At 66.6% G+C, this 20,946-nt stretch carries 18 protein-coding genes and 1 riboswitch; of the genes, 13 read left to right on the top strand and 5 right to left on the bottom strand.

All coding sequences use genetic code 11. The features are described from left to right. The first annotated feature begins 19 nt into the window (after positions 1 to 19). Positions 20 to 502, top strand: a complete 483-nt coding sequence (locus NU1_RS25025; RefSeq protein WP_067524829.1) for a hypothetical protein — start codon at positions 20 to 22, stop codon at positions 500 to 502. Positions 503 to 505: 3 nt separating this feature from the next. Here NU1_RS25025 and NU1_RS25020 read toward each other — a convergent pair whose 3' ends face one another. Further along, a complete protein-coding gene (locus NU1_RS25020; RefSeq protein ID WP_067525063.1) occupies positions 506 to 1,927 on the bottom strand; it encodes a short-chain fatty acyl-CoA regulator family protein in 1,422 nt (473 codons plus the stop codon). 150 nt (positions 1,928 to 2,077) lie between these two features. Between NU1_RS25020 and NU1_RS25015 the strand changes: the two genes are divergently transcribed. The 4 genes from NU1_RS25015 to yczE all read left to right on the top strand — a co-directional run bounded on the left by NU1_RS25015 (position 2,078) and on the right by yczE (position 6,395). Continuing rightward, on the top strand, positions 2,078 to 3,586 hold the full coding sequence (locus tag NU1_RS25015; protein ID WP_067524827.1) for an MmgE/PrpD family protein: 1,509 nt from the start codon (positions 2,078 to 2,080) through the stop codon (positions 3,584 to 3,586). A 37-nt stretch (positions 3,587 to 3,623) separates the two neighbouring features. Next, positions 3,624 to 4,532, top strand: coding sequence for a methylisocitrate lyase (gene prpB, locus NU1_RS25010; protein WP_067525061.1), 909 nt, complete (start codon positions 3,624 to 3,626; stop codon positions 4,530 to 4,532). Between the two features lie 5 nt (positions 4,533 to 4,537). Then, a complete protein-coding gene (locus NU1_RS25005; RefSeq protein WP_067525059.1) occupies positions 4,538 to 5,680 on the top strand; it encodes a bifunctional 2-methylcitrate synthase/citrate synthase in 1,143 nt (380 codons plus the stop codon). 76 nt (positions 5,681 to 5,756) lie between these two features. Then, positions 5,757 to 6,395, top strand: coding sequence for a membrane protein YczE (gene yczE, locus NU1_RS25000; protein ID WP_067524825.1), 639 nt, complete (start codon positions 5,757 to 5,759; stop codon positions 6,393 to 6,395). 29 nt (positions 6,396 to 6,424) lie between these two features. On the opposite strand, the gene NU1_RS24995 is transcribed toward yczE, so the two are convergent. After that, the gene (locus tag NU1_RS24995) at positions 6,425 to 7,600 is read right to left on the bottom strand and encodes a cytochrome P450 (protein WP_067524822.1); all 1,176 of its coding nucleotides are present in this window, start codon (positions 7,598 to 7,600) and stop codon (positions 6,425 to 6,427) included. A gap of 90 nt (positions 7,601 to 7,690) precedes the next feature. Between NU1_RS24995 and NU1_RS24990 the strand changes: the two genes are divergently transcribed. After that, positions 7,691 to 8,302, top strand: coding sequence for a TetR/AcrR family transcriptional regulator (locus NU1_RS24990; protein ID WP_245720297.1), 612 nt, complete (start codon positions 7,691 to 7,693; stop codon positions 8,300 to 8,302). A 163-nt stretch (positions 8,303 to 8,465) separates the two neighbouring features. Beyond that, positions 8,466 to 9,290 carry an alpha/beta fold hydrolase gene (locus NU1_RS24985; protein ID WP_067524818.1) on the top strand — a complete coding sequence of 275 codons (825 nt, stop codon included), beginning with the start codon at positions 8,466 to 8,468 and terminating at the stop codon, positions 9,288 to 9,290. 84 nt (positions 9,291 to 9,374) lie between these two features. On the opposite strand, the gene metE is transcribed toward NU1_RS24985, so the two are convergent. After that, positions 9,375 to 11,639 (bottom strand): 5-methyltetrahydropteroyltriglutamate--homocysteine S-methyltransferase, encoded by a 2,265-nt coding sequence (gene metE / locus NU1_RS24980; RefSeq protein WP_067524817.1) that lies wholly within the window; start codon positions 11,637 to 11,639, stop codon positions 9,375 to 9,377. 136 nt (positions 11,640 to 11,775) lie between these two features. After that, positions 11,776 to 11,976, bottom strand: a riboswitch (cobalamin riboswitch). Positions 11,977 to 12,183: 207 nt separating this feature from the next. Here metE and NU1_RS24975 point away from each other — a divergent pair. The 3 genes from NU1_RS24975 to coaD all read left to right on the top strand — a co-directional run bounded on the left by NU1_RS24975 (position 12,184) and on the right by coaD (position 16,989). Further along, positions 12,184 to 15,588, top strand: coding sequence for a pyruvate carboxylase (locus tag NU1_RS24975; RefSeq protein ID WP_067524815.1), 3,405 nt, complete (start codon positions 12,184 to 12,186; stop codon positions 15,586 to 15,588). A gap of 136 nt (positions 15,589 to 15,724) precedes the next feature. Next, on the top strand, positions 15,725 to 16,291 hold the full coding sequence (gene rsmD, locus NU1_RS24970; RefSeq protein ID WP_067524814.1) for a 16S rRNA (guanine(966)-N(2))-methyltransferase RsmD: 567 nt from the start codon (positions 15,725 to 15,727) through the stop codon (positions 16,289 to 16,291). A gap of 212 nt (positions 16,292 to 16,503) precedes the next feature. Next, entirely contained in the window at positions 16,504 to 16,989 is a 486-nt protein-coding gene (coaD, locus tag NU1_RS24965; RefSeq protein ID WP_067524811.1) for a pantetheine-phosphate adenylyltransferase, read from the top strand. Positions 16,990 to 17,033: 44 nt separating this feature from the next. On the opposite strand, the gene NU1_RS24960 is transcribed toward coaD, so the two are convergent. Both NU1_RS24960 and NU1_RS24955 read right to left on the bottom strand, forming a co-directional pair. Next, positions 17,034 to 18,110: a hypothetical protein gene (locus NU1_RS24960; protein WP_245720296.1), complete on the bottom strand. Its 1,077-nt coding sequence runs from the start codon at positions 18,108 to 18,110 to the stop codon at positions 17,034 to 17,036. Positions 18,111 to 18,407: 297 nt separating this feature from the next. Then, entirely contained in the window at positions 18,408 to 18,902 is a 495-nt protein-coding gene (locus tag NU1_RS24955; protein WP_067524810.1) for a GtrA family protein, read from the bottom strand. A 357-nt stretch (positions 18,903 to 19,259) separates the two neighbouring features. Here NU1_RS24955 and NU1_RS24950 point away from each other — a divergent pair, with 357 nt between their 5' ends. From NU1_RS24950 to rpmF, 3 genes are all read left to right on the top strand, one after another. Then, positions 19,260 to 20,006: a DivIVA domain-containing protein gene (locus NU1_RS24950; RefSeq protein WP_067524809.1), complete on the top strand. Its 747-nt coding sequence runs from the start codon at positions 19,260 to 19,262 to the stop codon at positions 20,004 to 20,006. Between the two features lie 98 nt (positions 20,007 to 20,104). Next, positions 20,105 to 20,758, top strand: coding sequence for a YceD family protein (locus tag NU1_RS24945; protein WP_067525055.1), 654 nt, complete (start codon positions 20,105 to 20,107; stop codon positions 20,756 to 20,758). A 2-nt stretch (positions 20,759 to 20,760) separates the two neighbouring features. Continuing rightward, on the top strand, positions 20,761 to 20,943 hold the full coding sequence (rpmF, locus tag NU1_RS40625; protein WP_084521778.1) for a 50S ribosomal protein L32: 183 nt from the start codon (positions 20,761 to 20,763) through the stop codon (positions 20,941 to 20,943). Positions 20,944 to 20,946: the final 3 nt, after the last annotated feature.

Here is a 20,946-nt window from a genome sequence, read left to right as displayed (position 1 = left end):
TACGGGGAGGAATGGTGCCATGCGCCGGAAATTGATCGCAGTGCTCATGATGTCGGTCCTGGCGACGGGATGTCAGGAAACCATCACCGGAACGGCGCTGCCGGATTCGGCCGCCATCGGGTCGTCGAGCCCGACGACCACCGCGGCAGAGGGGCCGGTGCCACTGGCGAAGCTATCGGGCATCTGGACCGGTACCTACACCTGCGCTCAGGGGGAGACCGAGCTGACCTTGACCATCGACCCGGCCGTAAGTGGTGCGGCGCGAGCGGTTTTCGCATTCGGTCCGACCACGAAGAATCCGGATGTGCCGATCGGCAGCTATGAGATGACGGCCCAGTATGTCGACCGCATCCTCGAAATCACCCAGCAGCGCTGGATAGAACAGCCTTCCGGCTATGTCATGGTCGACCTGCTGGCGAACGCGGTGTCGGCCAACTCCCTCAGCGGGATCGTGGACGACTCGGGCTGTACCACCTTCAAGATCACCAGGGATCGGAGCTGACCGTCAGCGCGGCAGCCGCGGGTAGGGCAGATCGGTCGAGGTGGCCTCGTTGACCGCGAGCGGCCGGCCGATCTGCGGGAAGGCGCGCTGTGGGCAGGCCGGACGCTCGCACACCTTGCAGCCCGCACCGATAGGGACGGCCGCTGCGGGGTCGTCGAGCTGTAGCCCCTTGGAATACGAGAGCCGATCGGCGTATTCGAGGTCGCAGCCCAGACCGATGGCGAATTCCTTGGTGGCGGTGCCGAATCCGTGTGGGGTCGGGTTGGTGGTGCGGGCGATCCACAGGTATCGCCGCCCATCGGGCATGGACGCCACCTGGGTGAGGGTGCGTCCGGGATGGGTGAACGCCTCGTAGACCACCCACAGCGGGCAGCTGCCGCCGACGCGGGAGAAGTGGAAAGCCGTGGCGGACTGGCGTTTCGAGATATTGCCGGCGCGGTCGGTGCGAACCAGGAAGAACGGCACACCACGCTGGCCCTGGCGTTGCAGGGTGCTCAGCCGATGGCACACGGTTTCGAAGCCGACCTCGAAACGCAGCGCGAGTAGGTCGATGTCGTAGTGCAATTCCTCGGCCGACCGCAGGAATTTACCGTACGGGAGGATGAGCGCGCCCGCGAAGTAGTTGGCCAGGCCGATCCGCGTCAGGGAGCGGGATTCACCTGTCAGCGAGGGAGTTTCGTCGAGCACCTCGTCGAGGAGTTGACCGTAGAGCAGGAAGGCGAGCGTGGTCGCGATCTGGAAGGCCCGCTGCCCGGGGCGTAGGCGCCGCGCCAGGGTGAGGGTGCGGGTTTCCCTGTCGTAGTGGCGTTTCGGGATATTGGGGTCCGCGCCATCACCGCGTACCAGCACCGTCACGCCCGCGCGTTCCTCGGCCACCCGGGCCAATTGCCGGTCCAGGGAACCGATGCTGAGGCCGCATTCCTCGAAAAGCCGCTCGGCGGCCAAATCCAATTGCGCGATGTGATTGTGGTGGTCGTAGAAGAAGTCGCGCACATCCTCGTACGGCATGGGCACACCGGGTGCGCCCGTGGGCGCGGCGACTTTCGATGACAGCAGATCCAATTGGTCGGTGGCCGCCCGTAGTCGCCGACTCATGGCGACAATGATCTTGGCGACCTCGGGTAGTCGGGTGGCCAGATCCTCCACCTCGGCCACCGGAGCCGAATTCCCGCCACTGGCTTCGACGAGCACCTCGTGCAGGTCCGACACCAGTCGAGCATCGGAGTCCGCCGCGAAGAACTGCACATCCAGATCGAAGGTGGAGTTCAACTTCAGCAGCACCGGAATCGTCAGTGGCCGTTGATCGCGCTCTAGTTGATTGAGGTAGCTGGGGGACAGATCCAGCGACTTGGCGAGGGCGGCCTGGGTCATTCGCCGTTCCTCGCGCAGCCGCCGTAGTCGGGCACCCGCATACATCTTGCGCACGGTCGGAATGCTACCCACAAGGCTTCGCAATCATTGCAGTATCGCTCGGACTCGCTGACAAAAATACGCTACTGCAAGGTATTTCCACGCCACCCAGCCGCTGCGTAGCGTGCGAAGCAAGAGCCGTGATTACGCTTCTGGGAGAAGAACTTGAAGACTCACATAGTACGCGCACGGGCCGCTGATGCGGCGTTTCCGCGAACAGAACATCTGGCGACCCGGGTTGCCGAGGTGGCTGCTGATCTTGTGCCGGTGCCCGCGGAGGTCGCCGAGATGATCATCAATCGGCTCATCGACAATGCCGGTGTTGCCGCTGCTGCACTGGTCCGCCGCCCGGTGACCACCGCGCGGCGGCAGGCGGACAAGCATCCGTACCGGCCCGGCGCGACCGTATTCGGACTGCCCGCCGCACAGCGTTTCTCACCGGAATGGGCGGCATGGGCCAATGGGGTCGCGGTGCGGGAACTGGACTTTCACGACACCTTCCTGGCCGCGGAGTACTCCCATCCGGGGGACAATATTCCACCGATTCTCGCGGTCGCCCAGCACACCGGGCGCGGCGGCGCGGATCTGATTAGGGGGCTGGCAACCGGATACGAGATCCAGATCGACCTGGTGCGCGGAATCTGCCTGCACGAGTACAAGATCGATCATGTCGCCCACCTGGGACCCTCGGCCGCGGCCGGAATCGGAACGCTGCTCGGCCTCGATATCGACACCATCTATCAGGCCGTCGGGCAGGCGCTGCACACCACGACCGCGACCCGGCAGTCACGTAAGGGCGAAATCTCCAGCTGGAAGGCCTTCGCGCCCGCGTTCGCCGGAAAGATGGCGGTCGAGGCGGTGGATCGAGCCATGCGCGGCGAGGGCGCGCCCGCCCCCATCTGGGAAGGCGCCGATGGTGTGATCGCCCGGCTACTGGGTGGTCCCGACGCGGAGTACCAGGTGTCGCTGCCGGGTCCGGGTGAGGCCAAACGCGCCATTCTCGACAGCTACACCAAGGAGCATTCCGCCGAGTACCAGAGCCAGGCCCCCATCGATCTGGCCCGCCGAATGCGCGACCGCATCGGCGATCTCGGGCAGATCGCGACCATCGTGCTGCACACCAGCCATCACACGCACTATGTAATCGGCAGCGGCTCGGGCGATCCACAGAAGTACGACCCGCACGCCAGCCGCGAAACCCTGGATCATTCGCTGCCCTATATCTTCGCGGTCGCGCTACAGGATGGGAGTTGGCATCACGAGCGCTCGTACGCGCCGGACCGGGCGCGGCGCGCGGACACCGTGCGGCTGTGGAATCGGATCACCACGATGGAGGAGCCGGAGTGGACGCGCCGTTATCACGCCACCGATCCGGCAGAGCGGGCCTTCGGCGCGCGGGCCGTGGTCACGCTGAAGAGTGGGGAAACCATTGTCGACCAGCTGGCCGTGGCGGACGCACATCCGTTGGGGGCGCGGCCTTTCGGGCGCGATCAGTACATCGAGAAGTTCCGCACCCTCGCCGACGGCGTTATCGACCCGGCCGAACAGGACCGCTTCCTCGCCGCCGCGCAGCGCACCCCGGACCTGCTGCCGGGTGAGCTGGACCAGTTGACATTTACCGTCTCCGAGACGGTGCTCGGGGCCGCTCCGGAGACTCGTGAGGGGATTTTCTGATGGCGAGATCAGTTGTGAGCCTAGGGCGGTGGCCGCTGTGACCGGCCTCATAGCGGCGGCGACCAGTGCCCCGGATAAGCGCGCGGCCTTTCGGGCCGGGTTGTCGAGCGGGCGTATCCAGCGGTTACCCGGTGCGTTCAATCCCCTGGTGGCCAAGCTGATTCAGGAGCTCGGTTTCGAGGGCGGCTATGTATCGGGTGCGGTGGTGTCGGCCGAACTGGCGCTGCCCGATATCGGGCTCACCACCCTCGGCGAGGTGGTGGCGCGGGGGCGGCAGATCGCCGCGGTCACCGATCTGCCGGTGCTCATCGACGCCGATACCGGATTCGGTGAACCGATGAATGCCGCCCGCACCGTCACGTTGCTCGAAGATGCCGGATTGGCCGGATGCCATATCGAGGATCAGGTGAATCCCAAGCGGTGCGGCCATCTCGACGGTAAGGCGGTGGTGCCGGTCGCGGATATGGTGCGGCGGATCAGGGCGGCGGTGCGAGCGCGCCGGGACGCGAACTTCGTCATCTGCGCCCGGACCGACGCCCGCGGTACCGAGGGGTTGGCCGCCGCCATCGATCGGGCCAAGGCCTACGCCGACGCCGGAGCGGATCTCATTTTCACCGAGGCCCTCACCGATGCCGGTGAGTTCGCGAAGTTCCGTGCGGCGGTGAATACCCCACTGCTGGCCAATATGACCGAGTTCGGCAAGTCCGAGCTGCTCTCGGCCGGGCAACTGGCGGAGCTCGGCTACAACGCCGTCATCTACCCGGTGACCACGCTGCGCCTGGCCATGAATGCAGTCGAGTACGGTCTGCGCGAAATCGCCGCCACCGGAACCCAATCCGCGCTCGTGGATCGGATGCAACACCGCTCCCGGCTCTACGAGCTGCTCGACTACGCCGCCTACAACGAATTCGATTCCGACATATTCAATTTCACCGTGAGTGAGTGATCGAGATGACCGAGATCAAGAAGGGGCTCACCGGCGTGGTGGTCGACACCACCGCCATCTCCAAGGTGGTAGCCGAAACCAACAGCCTCACCTACCGAGGTTATCCGGTGCAGGACCTCGTGCGGCACTGCTGTTTCGAGGAGGTCGCGCACCTGCTCTGGTACGGCGAACTACCCGATGCCGTGCAGTTGGCGGCATTGCGGCAGTCCGAACGTGCGCTGCGCCGCGCGGATCGGTCGCTGCTGAGCTTTGTCGGCAGACTGCCCGAGACCTGCCACCCCATGGATGTGGTGCGGACGGCGATCAGCTACCTCGGTGCCGAAGATCCCATGGAAGATCGGGGTCGCAGCCCGGAAGCTTTGCGCGCCATGGCTTTGCGAATGACCGCCGTGCTGCCCACCGTCATTGCCGCAGATATGCGCCGCCGTCGCGGCCTGGACCCGATCGCACCGGATTCGAACCGTGGCTTCGCGGAGAACTTCCTCTACATGTGCTTCGGTGAGTCGGGTGGGGGTGACCGGCACCTCGATCCGCGGGTGGTGCGGGCCTTCGAGGCCTCACTGATCCTCTACGCGGAGCACGGTTTCAACGCCTCGACCTTCGCTGCCCGGGTGGTCGCCTCCACCGAATCCGATATCTACAGTGCGGTCACCGCGGCTATCGGTGCACTCAAGGGTCGACTGCACGGAGGCGCGAACGAGGCCGTCATGCATGCGATGCTCGAGATCGAAGATCCCGATCAGGCCCGGGAATGGTTGCGGCACAGGCTTGCCCACCGCGAGAAGATCATGGGCTTCGGGCATCGGGTGTACAAGCAGGGGGACTCCCGGGTGCCGACCATGAAGGCCGCACTCGATGAGGTCGCCGCGGTGGCGGGCGGACAGCACTGGTTGCGCATGTACGCGGAGCTGGAGTCGGCCATGGCGGAGGCCACCGGTATCGCACCCAATCTCGATTTCCCGGCCGGTCCCGCCTACTACCTGATGGGTTTCGATATCGAGGTGTTCACACCGATTTTCGTTATGAGCCGGGTGACCGGCTGGACCGCGCACATTGTCGAACAGTCCGAATCCAATGCGCTCATTCGCCCGCTATCGGAGTACATCGGTGTGCCGCAACGGAAGCTGGGCTTGATCAATACGGCCTGAGTCGCTCAGATGGAAGAGTCCAGTTATTGGCGATTGGCTCTGTATTCGCAGACCAGTTGCCCGGCATGCTGGCCCAATGCTGCTTCGTCGGTTGATCGCGCTCTATATCGGACTGGTCCTCTACGGGCTGTCGATGGCCGTCATGGTGCGCGCCGGACTCGGGCTGGACCCGTGGGATGTCTTCCATCAGGGCGTCGCCGACCGGGTTCCACTCAGCTTCGGCGCGGTAGTGGCGATCACCGGCGTCGCGGTCCTCCTGGCCTGGATTCCGCTGCGACAGAAGCCGGGCCTGGGCACCGTCAGCAATGTGGTGGTGATCGCGGTCGCCGTCGATGCCGGATTATGGCTGCTCCCGGAGGTGCACGGACTGCCGTGGCAAGTGGGGGCCATGGGTCTGGCGGTGGTCGTCAACGCGATCGCCACCGTCCTCTATATCGGCGCGGGCATGGGCCCCGGTCCGCGTGATGGACTGATGACTGGACTGGTCCTCCGCACCGGTAGACCCGTCTGGCTGATCCGTACCTCCATCGAAGCGACCGTGCTGACCACCGGCTGGCTGCTCGGCGGCAGCGTCGGTATCGGCACCCTGGTCTACGCCTTCGGCATCGGCCCCCTCATTCAGCTGATGATTCCGTTCGTCGACGACTACCTGCCGGGGTTCCGGCAGCCGAGTGTCGAGCGCGGCACCGAGCCGAGTCCGGTGGCGGCGGCGTGATCGCCGCGTCGGCACTGCGGTATCGGTGGTTACCAGCGGACCGGGAGTGATTCCAGGCCGCCGGTCAGTACGTGGCGTCGCACGGTCAGCTCCGAGATATCGACCGCCGGTCGCAGCGTTGGGAACCGGGTAGCCAACTGGGTGAAGACGACCTGGAGTTCGATGCGGGCCAGGGGTGCGCCGATGCAATAGCGAGCGCCGTGCCCGAAGGTCAGGTGCGCCGCGGCGGAACGGGTGATGTCGACCCGGTCGGGATCGGGGAACGCCGCGGCGTCGTGATTGGCCGCGCCATTGTCCAGCAGCACCAAATCGCCTGCACGGATAGTCGTTTCGGCGATTGTGAAATCCGTTCGCGCATAGCGCGGTATCCCGCCGCCGCCCCTGCCCGGCGCACGCAGGATCTCCTCGACTGCGGTGGGGGCCAGGGTCGGATCGGCTACGAGTGCCTGCCACTGTTCGGGGTGGGTGAGCAATAACAGTGCGCCGAGGCCGATCTGGACGACGGTGGTCTCGTGCCCGGCGAACAATAGGGCCATCGACAGCCGGGCGGCCTCATCATCGGTGACTCCATCGATGGCGCAGAGCCGGGAAATCACGTCATCGCCCGGATCGGTGCGCTTATCGGCGACGAGCCGCAGGCCGTAGCAGTACAACTCGGCCAATCCCTGTTCGGAGCGGGCGTGGTCGCGGGTATTGGCGGCGTCGGCGGACCAGGTGCGGAACCGGTCGCGGTCCTCGTACGGCACGCCCAGCAGTTCGCAGATCACCAGGATCGGTAGTGGAACCGCCACGGCGGCATGGAGATCCGCCGGTGGGCCCTGCTGGGCCAGGTCGTCGAGCAGCCGGGTGGTCAGTTGCTCGATCCGCGTACGCAGGACCCGCATGCGCTTCGGCGTGAAATGCGGTTGGAGGAGCGAGCGCATGCGGGAGTGGTCCGCGTGCTCGGTCGCGTAGTCACCGAGCGGACCGCCGAAGAGAGCGGATTCTCCGGTCCGCGCGGCGGTTTCCGGAGCGGGGTGGGAGCGGCCGAGTCGGTCGTCGTCCAGTAATCGCCGCACCAGCGCGTAGTCGGTGACCAGCCACCCCTCATCTCCGACCGTGGTGCGAATTCGGTGTACCGCGCCCTGGGATTGCAACTCGCGCAGCCGGGGTGGGGGACTCAGTAGATCGGTTTGCTCGAACGGCAATTGCGCGACCGTGACCATGACAACCTCCGAATAAGTACAAGTAGGCTTGTATAAGACGCGTTAAACAACGGTACTTGTATAGTCTCGGTTAAACAAGAGGAGGTCGGCGTGCCCACAGCGGACCAGCAGCCCGCGCAATCGGATTCGGCAGCTGGGCCCGAGCGGGCCCAGCGCATGCCGCGCGCGCAGCGGCGTGCGCAGATTCTCGAGGCGGCGACCCGGGCTTTCGCCCGAACCGGTTTCGCCGCAACGGGACTCGACCAGGTTGCCGCGGAAGCCGGTGTCACCCACGTCATCCTCTATCGGCATTTCGCCTCGAAATCCGACCTCTACCGGGCCGCACTCGACCGCGCCTGCACTCGATTGACCGATGCCGTCGGCATCGACGATTACGACGAGAACAGCATCCCGACGCTATTGCGTGCGGCCGCGGCCGACCCGGACGGATTCCGGCTGCTGTTCCGCCATGCGGCCCGGGAACCGGAGTTCCGTGACGTGATCGACTCCCTTCGAACCGAGTCGACCGATATCGCCGCGCGGAACGTCGCCGACGTGATTCCGGAGGGGCCGTGGCGAGATTGGGCGGCTCGACTGCTTCCGACGCTCACCCTCGAGGCCGTTATCGCCTGGCTCGACGCCGGTCGACCCGATCCGGACCGCGCCGCCGAACGCATCGCGCACGCCGTCCACGCGGTGATCGACGCTGCCCGGACGGAGTGAATCGCGTCGGTGTCCTCCGTTGGCAGCCGGTACTGCCGCGCACGGTCTGCCCTACCTTGCGTTCGGTTCGAGGACCCCGTCCGTGGCTCCATAACCAGCGGTGATCACTGCCATAAGTGCTAGATGCTGGACGGTCGAATTTCGATGGGGCACGGTAGGTGTCATGACGAAATCAGCGCGTGCGGCCGAACTCGATATTGTCGAAGGAACCCTGCAGCACGGCTTGCCGTACCTGGCGCTCGGGAAGGGGCGGCCGCTGGTGTTCCTGCGCTGGTTCACCCCGAATCACGCCAATCCGACGGGGTGGCTGCGTGATGCGGAAATCAAGACGCTGACCCCGCTGGCCCGCCACCACCGTGTGTACGCGGTGAACCGGGCACCCGGCACCGCCGAGGGCACCACCATGGCGGATATCGCCACCGAACACGCGGAGGCCCTGCGCGCGCAATTCGGCGAACCCGTCGATGTGATCGGCGTCAGCTCCGGCGGCTCGGTCGCTCTGCAATTGGCCGCGGACCACCCCGATAGTGTCCGGAAACTGGTGATCATGTCATCGGGATACCGGCTCGAGCCACCCGTCCGGGCCGCCCAGATGAACTATGGCGAGGCGGTCGCGGTCGGGCGGCGGGGAATGCACAACCTCGCGGCCGTCAGCGTCAAATCGCCGGTGCTGGCCCGCCTGGTAGGTGCGGCCATGTGGCTGTTCGACCCGCTGGCGCGCCCCCGGGATCCGGCCGCCATGTTGGCTTTCATTCGCGCCGAGGATGACTTCGACCTGAGCGGACGACTGGGAGAGATCAGCGCACCGACCCTGGTGGTCGGCGGTGACGGGGATGCCGCCTACCCGGTCGAGAATTTCCACCGCACCGCCGACGGCATCCCGAACGGGCGCGCCATCGTGTACGCGGGCGCATCTCATATGGGGGTGACCAAGGATCCACGGGCGATCTCCGACGTCCTGGGTTTCCTGGCCGCCGACCAGTCGTAGCCGCTCCTCGAGCCGGATGCTCATCGGGGCCGGAAGGGCCCGCGGACGGCCGCGGGCCCCCTCATACCGGCCGCGGTGCTGAACTCAGCGCACAGCGTCGGCGGCCGCTCGCATATTGCGCAGCGAGGCCTCCACCTCGACTGGGCCGCGGGTCTTCAGGCCGCAGTCCGGATTGACCCAGAGTCGTTCAGCGGGAACGGCCTTCAGGGCCGCGCGCAGGGAACGTTCCATTTCCTCCACACTCGGGACGCGCGGGGAGTGGATGTCGTAGACGCCGGGGCCGATGCCCAGGGCGAATCCGGCGGCATTGAGGTCGTCGAGGACCTCCATATGGGATCGTGCCGCCTCGATCGAGGTGACGTCGGCGTCCAGGGCGGCGATGGCGTCGATCACCTCACCGAATTCGGAGTAGCACAGGTGGGTGTGGATCTGGGTGGCGTCGGAGATGCCGGAGGTGGCGAGCCGGAAGGCGGCCACCGCCCAGTCCAGGTAGTGCTGCTGCTGTTCGGTGCGCAGGGGGAGTAGTTCGCGCAGGGCGGGTTCGTCCACCTGGATGATGCGGATACCGGCCGCCTGCAGATCCACCGTTTCATCGCGAATGGCCAGGGCCACCTGCCGGGCGGAGTCCGCGAGCGGCTGGTCGTCGCGGACGAAGGACCACGCGAGAATGGTCACCGGGCCGGTCAGCATGCCCTTGACCGGCTTATCGGTGAGTGACTGCGCGTACTCGATCCACTCGACCGTCATGGGAGCCCGCCGCGCCACATCGCCGAACAGAATGGGCGGGCGCACGCAGCGGGTGCCGTAGGACTGCACCCAGCCGTTCGCGGTAGCGGCGAAACCATCGAGCTGTTCGGCGAAGTACTGCACCATGTCATTTCGTTCGGGTTCGCCGTGCACCAGCACATCCAGGCCCAACTTCTCCTGTAGCGCAATGACTTCGGCGATTTCGGCGCGCATACGCTCGCGGTACTGCTCGGGCGTGATCGTGCCCTTGACCATGGCTGCGCGATCCTTGCGAATGGCGGGGGTCTGCGGGAAGGAGCCGATGGTGGTGGTCGGCAGCAGCGGCAGATCCAGCCGATCCCGTTGCAAGGGCAGGCGTTTCGATGCCGGGGCACGGTTCAAGGCCTCCGGGCCGAGGGCCGAGAGCCGAGCTCGCACGGTGTCATCGCGCAGCCGTCCGTCCGCCCACCGGCTCGCCAATGCCGCACGGGCAACAGTCAGTTCGTCGGTGACGGCATCGGTGCCGGAGTGCAGGGCGGTCGCCAGCATCCGCACCTCGGCGACCTTCTCGTCGCCGAAGGCGAGCCAGGAGCGCAGGGCCGCATCCAGCTCGGGCTCGGCGTCGAGGGAGTACGGCACATGCAACAGCGAGCAGGAGGACGAAACCACCAGTGCACCGGTACTACCGAGCAGGGTCGCCAGGGTGGTCAGCGCCTGGTCCGGATCGGTGCGCCAGATATTGCGTCCATCCACCACTCCCGCGACCACCAGCTTGTCGCGCAGCGCCGCGACCGCGACGATATCGTCGACCGTGGTTCCCGCCGTGAAGTCCAATGCGACGGCCTCGACCGGAGTGGAGGCCAGCACGGGCAGCGCGGGACCCGGACGACCGAAATAGGTGGCGACCACGAGGGCCGGGCGGTCCGATGCCGAGGCGAGTTCGGTGTAAACATTGCCCACCACGGCGAGCTCGTCCGCGGTGAGATCGGTGACCAGTACCGGTTCGTCGAGCTGCACCCACTGCGCGCCCGCCTCGGCCAACCCCCGCAGCAGCTCCCGATACAGCGGCAGCAGCTCGGCCAGCCGCCGCAGCGGGTCCTGATCGATGCCCTTGGCCAGCTTCAGGAAGGTGAGCGGTCCGATCACCACCGGGCGGGCGGGAAGTCCCAGGTCGAGGGCCTCCTTCAGCTCCCCGAGCAGTTTCTCGGGGTGCAGGCTGAATTCGGTTTCCGGCCCGATCTCCGGCACCAGATAGTGGTAATTGGTGTCGAACCACTTGGTCATCTCCAACGGCGCGACCGTCTCGGTACCGCGCGCCGCCGCGAAGTAGCGGTCCAGGGGATCGGCGATCGCGGCCACCCGCGGCGGGAGCGCGCCGAACAGGACGGCGGTATCGAGCATCTGGTCGTAATAGGAGAAGGTGCCGACCGGAACCGAATCCAGTCCGGCGGCGTACAGGCCGGTCAGCTGCGATTGCCGCAGCTCCCGCCCGACCGCGTGCAAACTCTCCGCATCGATGCGCCCGGCCCAGTAGGACTCGATCGCCTTCTTCAATTCCCGGCGCGGCCCGATACGCGGAATGCCGAGCACCGTCGCGGTGAAAGGGGCAGGTGAAATAGTCACGGGTTACTCCCAGTGTTCCAAAGCCACTGGCCACCGCCGCGGACGCGAACAGCCGTGCCATCCGCACACCGACCAGGCATGCGAGAAGCACCTGCGGTTCATCGCCCAATCCTCGAGGCGGAAGCCGCCGGATACGGCGTACCCGGCACAATCGGCAGGTCTTCGGACTTACGGGCTCCGGCCTGATCGGCCGACCTACTAGCCATCGCTTCCCAGGTGGGCTCACCCAGTGCATATGACGGCGGTCGTTCCCGTATACCGCTGCGGGACAGTCCCGGATTCTCACCGGGTTCCCTCTCACCGGAAGAACTCACAGGCCGTGAGGATCCGGTTTCGACGCCGACGGGGGCTCCCATACAGCGAACCAACTGCATCACAGAGCATATCGCCGCGCGATGACCGCCGGTCACCGGGCGGGGTAGCACAAGCGTTTGTATCCGCTCGATGAACACATCTTCGCAATCGAGCCAACCCCGCTTGTGAAGATTCCTGCGAACGGGACATCGTGACCGAACGCGCTCCGGGGAGCAGGTACCTTAGGCGAATGTTCTCCAAAGTCCTGGTCGCCAACCGCGGCGAGATCGCCATTCGCGCCTTCCGCGCGGCATACGAACTCGGCATCGGCACGGTCGCCGTCTTCCCGCATGAAGACCGCAATTCCGTGCATCGGTTGAAGGCGGACGAGGCGTATCAGATCGGCGTCGAGGGTCATCCGGTGCGCGCGTATCTGTCGATCGAGGGGATCGTCGAGGCGGCCCGGTCCTCGGGGGCCGATGCGATCTACCCGGGTTACGGTTTTCTTTCCGAGAACCCGGACCTCGCCGCCGCCTGCGCGGAGGCGGGCATTACCTTCGTCGGTCCGTCGGCGCAGGTGCTGGAGCTGACCGGTAACAAGGCTCGCGCCATTGCCGCCGCGAAGGCCGCGGGACTGCCGGTGCTGAACTCCAGCGAACCGTCGGCCGATGTGGACGCGCTCGTCGCCGCGTCCGAGGAGATGAACTTCCCGGTCTTCGTCAAGGCGGTCGCCGGCGGCGGCGGTCGCGGTATGCGCAAGGTCGATGACCGGGCGCAACTGCGCGAAGCCATCGAGGCCGCCGCGCGGGAGGCCGAATCCGCGTTCGGCGATCCGACGGTCTTCCTGGAGCAGGCGGTGGTGAACCCCCGCCACATCGAGGTGCAGATCCTCGCCGACCAGCACGGCAATGTGATCCACCTGTACGAGCGCGACTGCTCGCTGCAGCGGCGGCATCAGAAGGTCATCGAACTCGCGCCCGCCCCGAACCTGGATCCGGCTCTGCGGGACCGGATTTGCGCGGATGCGGTGAAGTTCGCCAAGCAGATCGATTACAGCTGCGCGGGCACCGTGGAGTTCCTCCTGGATGAGCGCGGCAATCACGTGTTCATCGAAATGAATCCGCGTATCCAGGTCGAGCACACGGTGACCGAGGAGATCACCGATGTGGACCTGGTGCAGGCGCAGATGCGGATCGCGGCCGGACAGAGCCTGGAAGAACTCGGCCTGAGCCAGGATTCGATCACCATTCGCGGTGCGGCGCTGCAATGCCGCATCACCACCGAGGATCCGGCCAATGGGTTCCGGCCCGATACCGGCCGCATTACCGGCTACCGCAGCCCGGGTGGCGCGGGTGTGCGTCTCGATGGTGGCGCGAATGTCGGCGCCGAGGTCGGCGCGTACTTCGACTCCATGCTGGTGAAACTCACCTGCCGTGGCCGCGACTTCTCGGTCGCCATCGCGCGGGCACGGCGGGCGGTCGCCGAATTCCGTATTCGTGGCGTCACGACCAATATCCCGTTCCTGCTGGCGGTACTCGACGATCCGGACTTCCGCGCCGGACGGGTCACCACCTCGTTCATCGACGAGCGGCCACAGCTGCTGACGCTGCGCTCCTCCGCCGACCGTGGCACCAAGATCCTGCAGTACCTGGCCGACGTCACCGTGAACAAGCCGCACGGACAGCGGCCGACCAAGGTGTATCCGCACGATAAGCTGCCCGCCCTCGACCTGACCGTGCCGCCGCCCGCCGGATCGCGGCAGCGGCTGCTCGAACTGGGGCCGGAAGGGTTCGCGCAGGCGCTGCGCAAGCAGTCGGCGGTGGCTGTCACCGATACCACCTTCCGTGACGCGCATCAGTCGCTGCTGGCGACGCGCGTGCGCACCAACGGTCTCCTGGACGTCGCCGGACATGTGGCGCGGCTGACGCCGGAACTGCTGTCCATCGAATGTTGGGGCGGCGCAACCTATGACGTTGCGCTGCGGTTCCTCTACGAGGACCCGTGGGAGCGGCTCGCTGCCCTGCGCGAGGCCGTACCCAATATCAACCTGCAAATGCTGTTGCGTGGGCGCAATACCGTCGGCTATACGCCGTACCCCGAAAAGGTCACGCGCGCTTTCGTTTCCGAGGCCACCGCCACCGGTATCGACATCTTCCGCATCTTCGACGCGCTCAACAATGTCGACCAGATGCGCCCGGCGATCGACGCGGTGCGCGAAACCGGTACCGCCGTAGCGGAAGTCGCCATGAGCTACACCGGCGACCTGTCGAATCCCGACGAGGATCTCTACACCCTCGACTACTACCTCAAGCTCGCCGAGCAGATCGTCGAGGCCGGGGCGCACATTATCGGCATCAAGGATATGGCCGGTCTGCTGCGCGCCCCCGCCGCGGCCACGCTGGTCACGGCGCTGCGCCGGGAATTCGAGTTGCCGGTGCACGTGCACACCCACGACACCCCGGGCGGACAGCTGGCCACCTACCTCGCCGCCTGGCAGGCGGGCGCGGACGCCGTCGACGGAGCCAGCGCGCCGATGGCGGGCACCACCAGCCAGCCCCCGCTGTCGGCCATTGTCGCGGCGAGCGCGAATTCGCCGTACGACACCGGATTGAACCTCCAGAACGTCTGCGATCTCGAGCCGTACTGGGAGGCATTGCGAAAGGTCTACGGCCCCTTCGAATCCGGGCTGCCCGGCCCGACCGGTCGCGTCTACACCCACGAGATTCCCGGCGGTCAGCTGTCGAATCTGCGCCAGCAGGCCATCGCGCTCGGCCTCGGCGATCAGTTCGAGGAGGTCGAGGCGAAATACGCCGCGGCCGACCGACTGCTGGGCCGCCTGGTCAAGGTCACCCCGTCGTCCAAGGTGGTCGGCGACCTCGCCCTGGCGCTGGTCGGCACCGGGGTGGATGTCGAGGACTTCGCCACCGATCCGGGCCGCTACGACATCCCCGACTCGGTAATCGGTTTCCTGCGTGGCGAACTCGGCACTCCGGCGGGCGGCTGGCCCGAACCCTTCCGCAGCCGGGCGCTGGCCGGGCGTGGTTCGGCCAAACCGGAAAACCAACTCACGGCCGAGGATGAGGCGGGCCTCAACGGCACCTCCGATCAGCGCCGTGCCACCCTCAACCGGCTGCTGTTTCCCGGCCCCACCGCCGAATTCCTTACCCACCGCGAGAAATACGGCGATACCACCGGACTGTCGGCCAACCAGTTCTTCTACGGCCTGCGCCACGACGAGGAACACCGCGTCCAACTCGAGAAGGGCGTCACCCTGCTCATCGGGCTGGAAGCCATCTCCGAGCCGGACGAACGCGGTATGCGCACCGTCATGTGCATTCTCAACGGCCAGTTGCGTCCGGTCGCCGTTCGCGACCGCTCCATCGCCAGCGAGGTGCCCACCGCCGAGAAGGCCGACAAGACCAATGCGGGCCATATCGCCGCACCGTTCGCGGGCGTGGTCACCCTGGCCGTCTCCGAGAGCGACACCATCGCCGCGGGCGACACCATCGGCACCATCGAGGCCATGAAGATGGAGGCCGCCATTACCGCCCCGCGCGCCGGTGTGGTCAAGCGCGTCGCCATCAGCAAGGTCCAGCAGGTGGAGGGCGGCGACCTGCTGATCGATATGAGCCTCACCGAGGCAGCGGCGGAGTGAGCCGGACGCGAGCGCGGAAGGCCCACGCGACCGGGGGTTCGCACACCGAACTCGGCGGGCAGCCACACACGCCGAAGCGGGGAAGGGCTGGCGCGCCGATGTTCTCGCCGCGTCCGGGGGACCGGGAAGCAACGCGATGACGCGCATTGTCGCGGGCTCGGCAGGCGGGCGTCGCCTGCGCGTCCCGCCCGCCGGTACGCGTCCCACTTCCGATCGGGTGCGTGAGGCACTGTTCAGCGTGCTCGCCGCCCGCATGGATTTCGACGGCACGCGGGTGCTCGATCTGTACGCGGGGTCGGGCGCACTCGGTCTGGAGGCGTTGTCGCGCGGTGCATCCCATGCGCTACTCGTCGAATCCGACCGCAAGGCGGGCGCGGTGATCAGCGGCAATATCGGCGACCTCGGCCTTCCCGGAGCCGAACTGCGCCGAGCCGCAGTGGCCTCGGTACTCGCGGTCCCACCTGCGGGTGGCCCCTACGACCTGGTGTTCTCCGATCCGCCCTATGCCGTCGACGTCACCGAGGTCATCGCGAACCTCGAGGCCCTGGCGACGAACGGCTGGCTCCATGACGACGCGCTGATCGTGGTGGAACGCGCCCGACGATCACCCGAACTCGCTTGGCCCGCAGGCTATTACCCGCTGAAATCGCGCACCTACGGCGAAACCCGTCTCGACCTGGCCGAGTTCGAACCGGCGTCCTGATAGCGACGCTCGAATACGGCAGGCCGGAATCCGTCCCCGCCGCAACGGTTCATGCGAAGCGCTGGACGTATTCACCGTTCGGTGCGATGAGGTCGGTGGGTGGACGAGCGCCATCGAAGTGGGCCGCGCGCCCCGACGTCGGCCGCCTGTCCGACCCCACACCCGGGGCCGTGACTCGATGGCTGTCGCGACACATGCGGTAACGTCGGCGCATGGCTGGAGCAATCTGCCCGGGCTCCTTCGACCCGGTGCACAACGGACATCTCGATGTGATCGCCCGCGCGGCGGCGCAATTCGACGAGGTGGTCGTCACGGTGGTGGTCAATCCGAACAAGCAGGGCATGTTCACCATCGACGAACGCCTGGAGATCGCCCGCGAGACGACCGCGCACCTGCCGAATGTGCGTGTGGAGCGCTGGCAGGGCCTGCTGGTCGACTTCGCCCGCCAGCAGGGCATCACCGCGATCATCAAGGGCCTGCGCGACGCCACCGACTTCGGCTACGAATTCCAGATGGCGCAGATGAACCGCAAACTCACCGGCGTCGATACCTACTTCATCGCCACCAGCCCGGCCTACAGCTTCGTCTCCAGTTCCCTGATCAAGGAAGTCGCCACCCTCGGCGGCGATATCGCCGACCTGCTCCCCGAATCCGTCCACAAACGCCTGATGGCCCGCATCGCCGAACGGCGTCAGTGAGCGGACCGCGCCCATGCGCGATCGCATGGGCGCGGATACCTCGGCTATAGCCTGCGAACGGTGAGCGGTCGCGGCACCGGCAGCGCGGCCTGGCGGATGAAGCCGGTGGGGCGGATGCGGCGGGCGCGCTGGATGGCGACGCGGACGCGTGCGCCCACCTCGAGGCTCGTCAGTTCGGCACGGGTCCAGCGCACGACCTGGAACCCCAAGGCGCGCAGTGCTTCTTCGCGGCGCTGCTCGGTGCGCGACACATCGCAGGCGGTGTGGCCCGATGGTAGGTGTCGCCGGTGGGGGAGGCGGGTGTCGTAGATACCGACCACGCCCGTGTCACCGAAGTAGCAGTCCACCGTGTCCACCAGCCGTCCGTCCGGCGCGTACACCTCGCCGCGCGCCAGCGGGACCGGCAGCCCGAGGCGCCGGAACATCACTCTGCTGCGTGATTCCCCCACGCTCGCGCTGTGCGGATCCAGAAATTCCGCCACCCGATGCGCCATGGTGCACCCGTGCCGCCGCTTCGCAGTCCCGAGTTCGGCCTCCAGATCGATTGCGGTAACCCCGAATTGGTGGGCCATGGCGTCACCCGCCACCACGGCCGCCTCGAACGGCAGGGTGCGCGCCAGGTCCACAATCGTGCGTGCCGGGGTGGTGACCGCCAGCCCGTCCAGCTCCACCACCGCGTCCACCGGCGCGCAGTGCACCTTCACATCCGTTCGAATGCGCCCGCCACCGCGTCGATTTCGGGTTACGCACACCCGCTCCAGTTCCGACACCCACAGCGGAGCCCCGTATAGCACCGCCGCCGACTGATGGCTCACGATGGCCTCCACCGATAGCCCCGGCACCACCGCCTCGACCAGTAGCCGATGCCGCTGTGCCGCACCGAGATCGGCATAGACGGCCTGATCGGCATAGAGCCCGCGGCGCACCCGCCGCCATGCCCCGCCCGCACACCGCCGCCGGATCTCGTCGTCACTGACCCCGCCCAGTACGGCATCGCGCCGCCGATGCACCAGCCCGTCGCACGCCGGGGCCGATTCCGGACCGGTCGATGCGGTCGCCGCCGGTCCCGCCGTCTCGATTACCGCGCTCGATGGCGTGCACGGCTCATTCGCGGCCGTCATCGGCCCGACCGCGGGTCGGGCGTCCGGCCGCCGACGTGCCGGGCGCAGGGCTGCCCGGCGATCGCCCGTCGCTCCCGGATTCTGGTCCCCGACCCGCCTCGCCACACCATCCGGCAACCCGCACTACGCTTCACGGCTGACCTCCAAAGGAATTGGCACCAAAGCTTCTATGCCTCCTTTGACGCGCCACACCCCAGCGCGGTTCCCCTCTTCGCACCCGAGGACTTCCCGGACCGAAAACAAAGGTCCCGCACCACGTTCGAACAGTGGTGCGGGACCTGGAGAGAAGGGGTGGTCTCAGAAGACCCAGAGCCGCAAGGTGAGGAACCGGAGCGTGCCGACCGCGGCGGTAACCCCGAGTACGGCACCCGCCTGCGCGAGATCGCCCAGTGTCGGTGCGCCCCACTCCAATGCGGCAATCGCGCCGGAGGTGATGGCCAGACCGGTCAGCGCCAGCGCCCCGCCCTCGAGCTGCGCGGTGTACCACGACACCCGTCCGGAAGCGTGGAAGGTGAGTCGCCGGTGCAGCTCGTTCGCCATCGTGGTGCTCACCACTGATCCGGCCAGGTTGGCCAGCTGCGCACCCTCGCCGTAGAGCGCCAGGAACAGCAGCAGATAACCGATATTGCTGAGCCCGCCCACCAGAGCGAAGCGGATCAGTTGCGCGAAGGCATGGTCACCGCGAAGGAAAACGCCGAGCTGTCCGAACCTGGTGCGGTAGCCATCTGTATAGATGGTGAGGGCATCGGCGGTGGGGAGGGTGGCCCGCCGCGGTAGATCCAGGACAGTCATTGTCTCTTCCGATCGAACTCGCCGAACCTGACCTGATGGGTCGCGGAGCGGCGGATGTTCTCTAGTTCTGTTTGTTCAGTCTGTACTGAACAGATCGGAACTGTCAAGGGTTTTCACACCCTTCCCGCCACCTTGCGGAGCCCGTCCGGAGTGTCCGGCTGCGCTTCGCAGACAAATATAACAGGAACCGGAGGGTGAGCCTCCATATATTTCTGTGGTCTACGAGACACTCGCTGTGCGATGAAACAGACACCCGACACGCCGAACCGGCACACAGTTGACAGCGGCGGCTCGGGGCACACTGGGGCAAGCGGAGCGTCTCGCCGTGAGTCCGGCAGGAGAAGTGGGGTAGCAGTTATGTACCGGGTATTCGAAGCACTGGACGAGCTCGTCGCCATTGTCGAAGAGGCGCGCGGGATTCCGCCGACCCGCAATTGCATCGTGCCGCGCGGCGAGGTCCTGGAGCTGCTCGACGATGTGCGTGAGGCGCTGCCCGGCGAACTCGACGACGCCCAGGACGTGCTCGATCATCGCGACAAGATCGTCACCGATGCCCGCGATGCCGCCGAAACCGCGGTCACCGGAGCCAATCAGCAGGCCGAGCAGACCGTCACGGGCGCTCGCGACGAGGCCGACCGCATCCTCTCCGACGCCAAGGCGCATGCCGACCGCATGGTCGCCGAGGCCATTGCCCACGCCGAACACCTGGTCGCCACGGCTGAACAGGAAGCCGAACGCACCGTCGCCGAGGGCAATGCCGAATTCGAGGCCGTCACCGGCCGCGCGCGCACCGAATCCGAGCGCATGATCGCCGCCGGTCAGGCGTCCTACGACCGCTCGGTCGCCGACGGCAAGGCCGAACAGGATCGCCTGGTCTCGCAGACCGAGGTGGTCCGCGCCGCGCACGCCGAATCCGCGCGCCTCATCGATACCGCCCAGGCCGAATCCGATCGCCTGCGCGAGGAATGCGACCAATATGTCGACGGCAAGCTCGCCGATTTCGAGGAGACACTGCACGGCGCGCTGCGCGTCGTCGGCCGCGGTCGCTCGCAGGTGCGGCCCGCGCCGAGCATGCCGGACTACGCGGCCGAGTTCCGCCGCTGACGTCGGGCGGATCGGGGTAGGCCAATTTGGGCTGGGCAGCGCCCGTCCAGTATTGTCGAGTGGTTGCCCATTCCACCCCGAGCGTGAGTGAGTTCGTGATGTCCGCCCAATCCGGTTCCAACGAGCGTCATCGTCGTCCGACGATTATCGACGCTGGTTTCGTGCTGGACGTACGCAGTCTCGGACGTGCCCCCGGCTCGCGCAAGGATGTGCATCGCACCGTCACCACCGCAGCGAGGATCGGCCTGGAAATGGTCGGCATTCCCGTCGGTGCGCAGGTCGAGATGGATCTGACCCTGCAGTCGGTGTCCGAGGGTGTGCTCGTCACCGGATCGGTGCGCGCGCCGATCGAGGGCGAATGCTCGCGTTGTCTCGAATCGTTCACCGACGAACTCGAGCTGCAACTCACCGAGCTGTTCGCCTACCCGAACAGCGCTACCGAGCAAACCACCGAGGAAGACGAGGTCCACCGCCTGGTCGACGATATGGTCGACCTGGAACCGGTGGTCATCGACGCCGTCGGCCTGGAGCTGCCGCTGCAGCCGCTGTGCGAACCGGATTGCGCGGGCCTGTGCCCGGAATGCGGTGTACGGATGGCAATTGCGAGTTCCGACCACGGCCATGAGATACTTGACCCTCGCTGGGCCAAGCTCGCCACTTTCGCGGCGGATGCAGATGGTTCCCACCCCGGTACCGGTGCCAATGGCACCGTGCCACCCCAGTCAGCCGATTCAGATTCAGAGGAGAAGTAGTCGTGGCCGTTCCGAAGCGCCGGATGTCTCGTTCCAACACCCACTCGCGCCGGAGCCAGTGGAAGGCCGCTGCGCCTACCCTGATCACCTGCCCGAACCGTGCCTGCGGCCAGCAGACCCTGCCGCACACCGCGTGCCCGAGCTGTGGCACCTACAAGGGCCGCCAGGTCACCGCTGCCGTCTGATTC

Source organism: Nocardia uniformis NBRC 13702 (assembly GCF_001613345.1).
In the GTDB taxonomy this organism is placed as follows: domain Bacteria; phylum Actinomycetota; class Actinomycetes; order Mycobacteriales; family Mycobacteriaceae; genus Nocardia; species Nocardia uniformis.
This window is presented reverse-complemented; position numbering and strand designations above follow the sequence as displayed.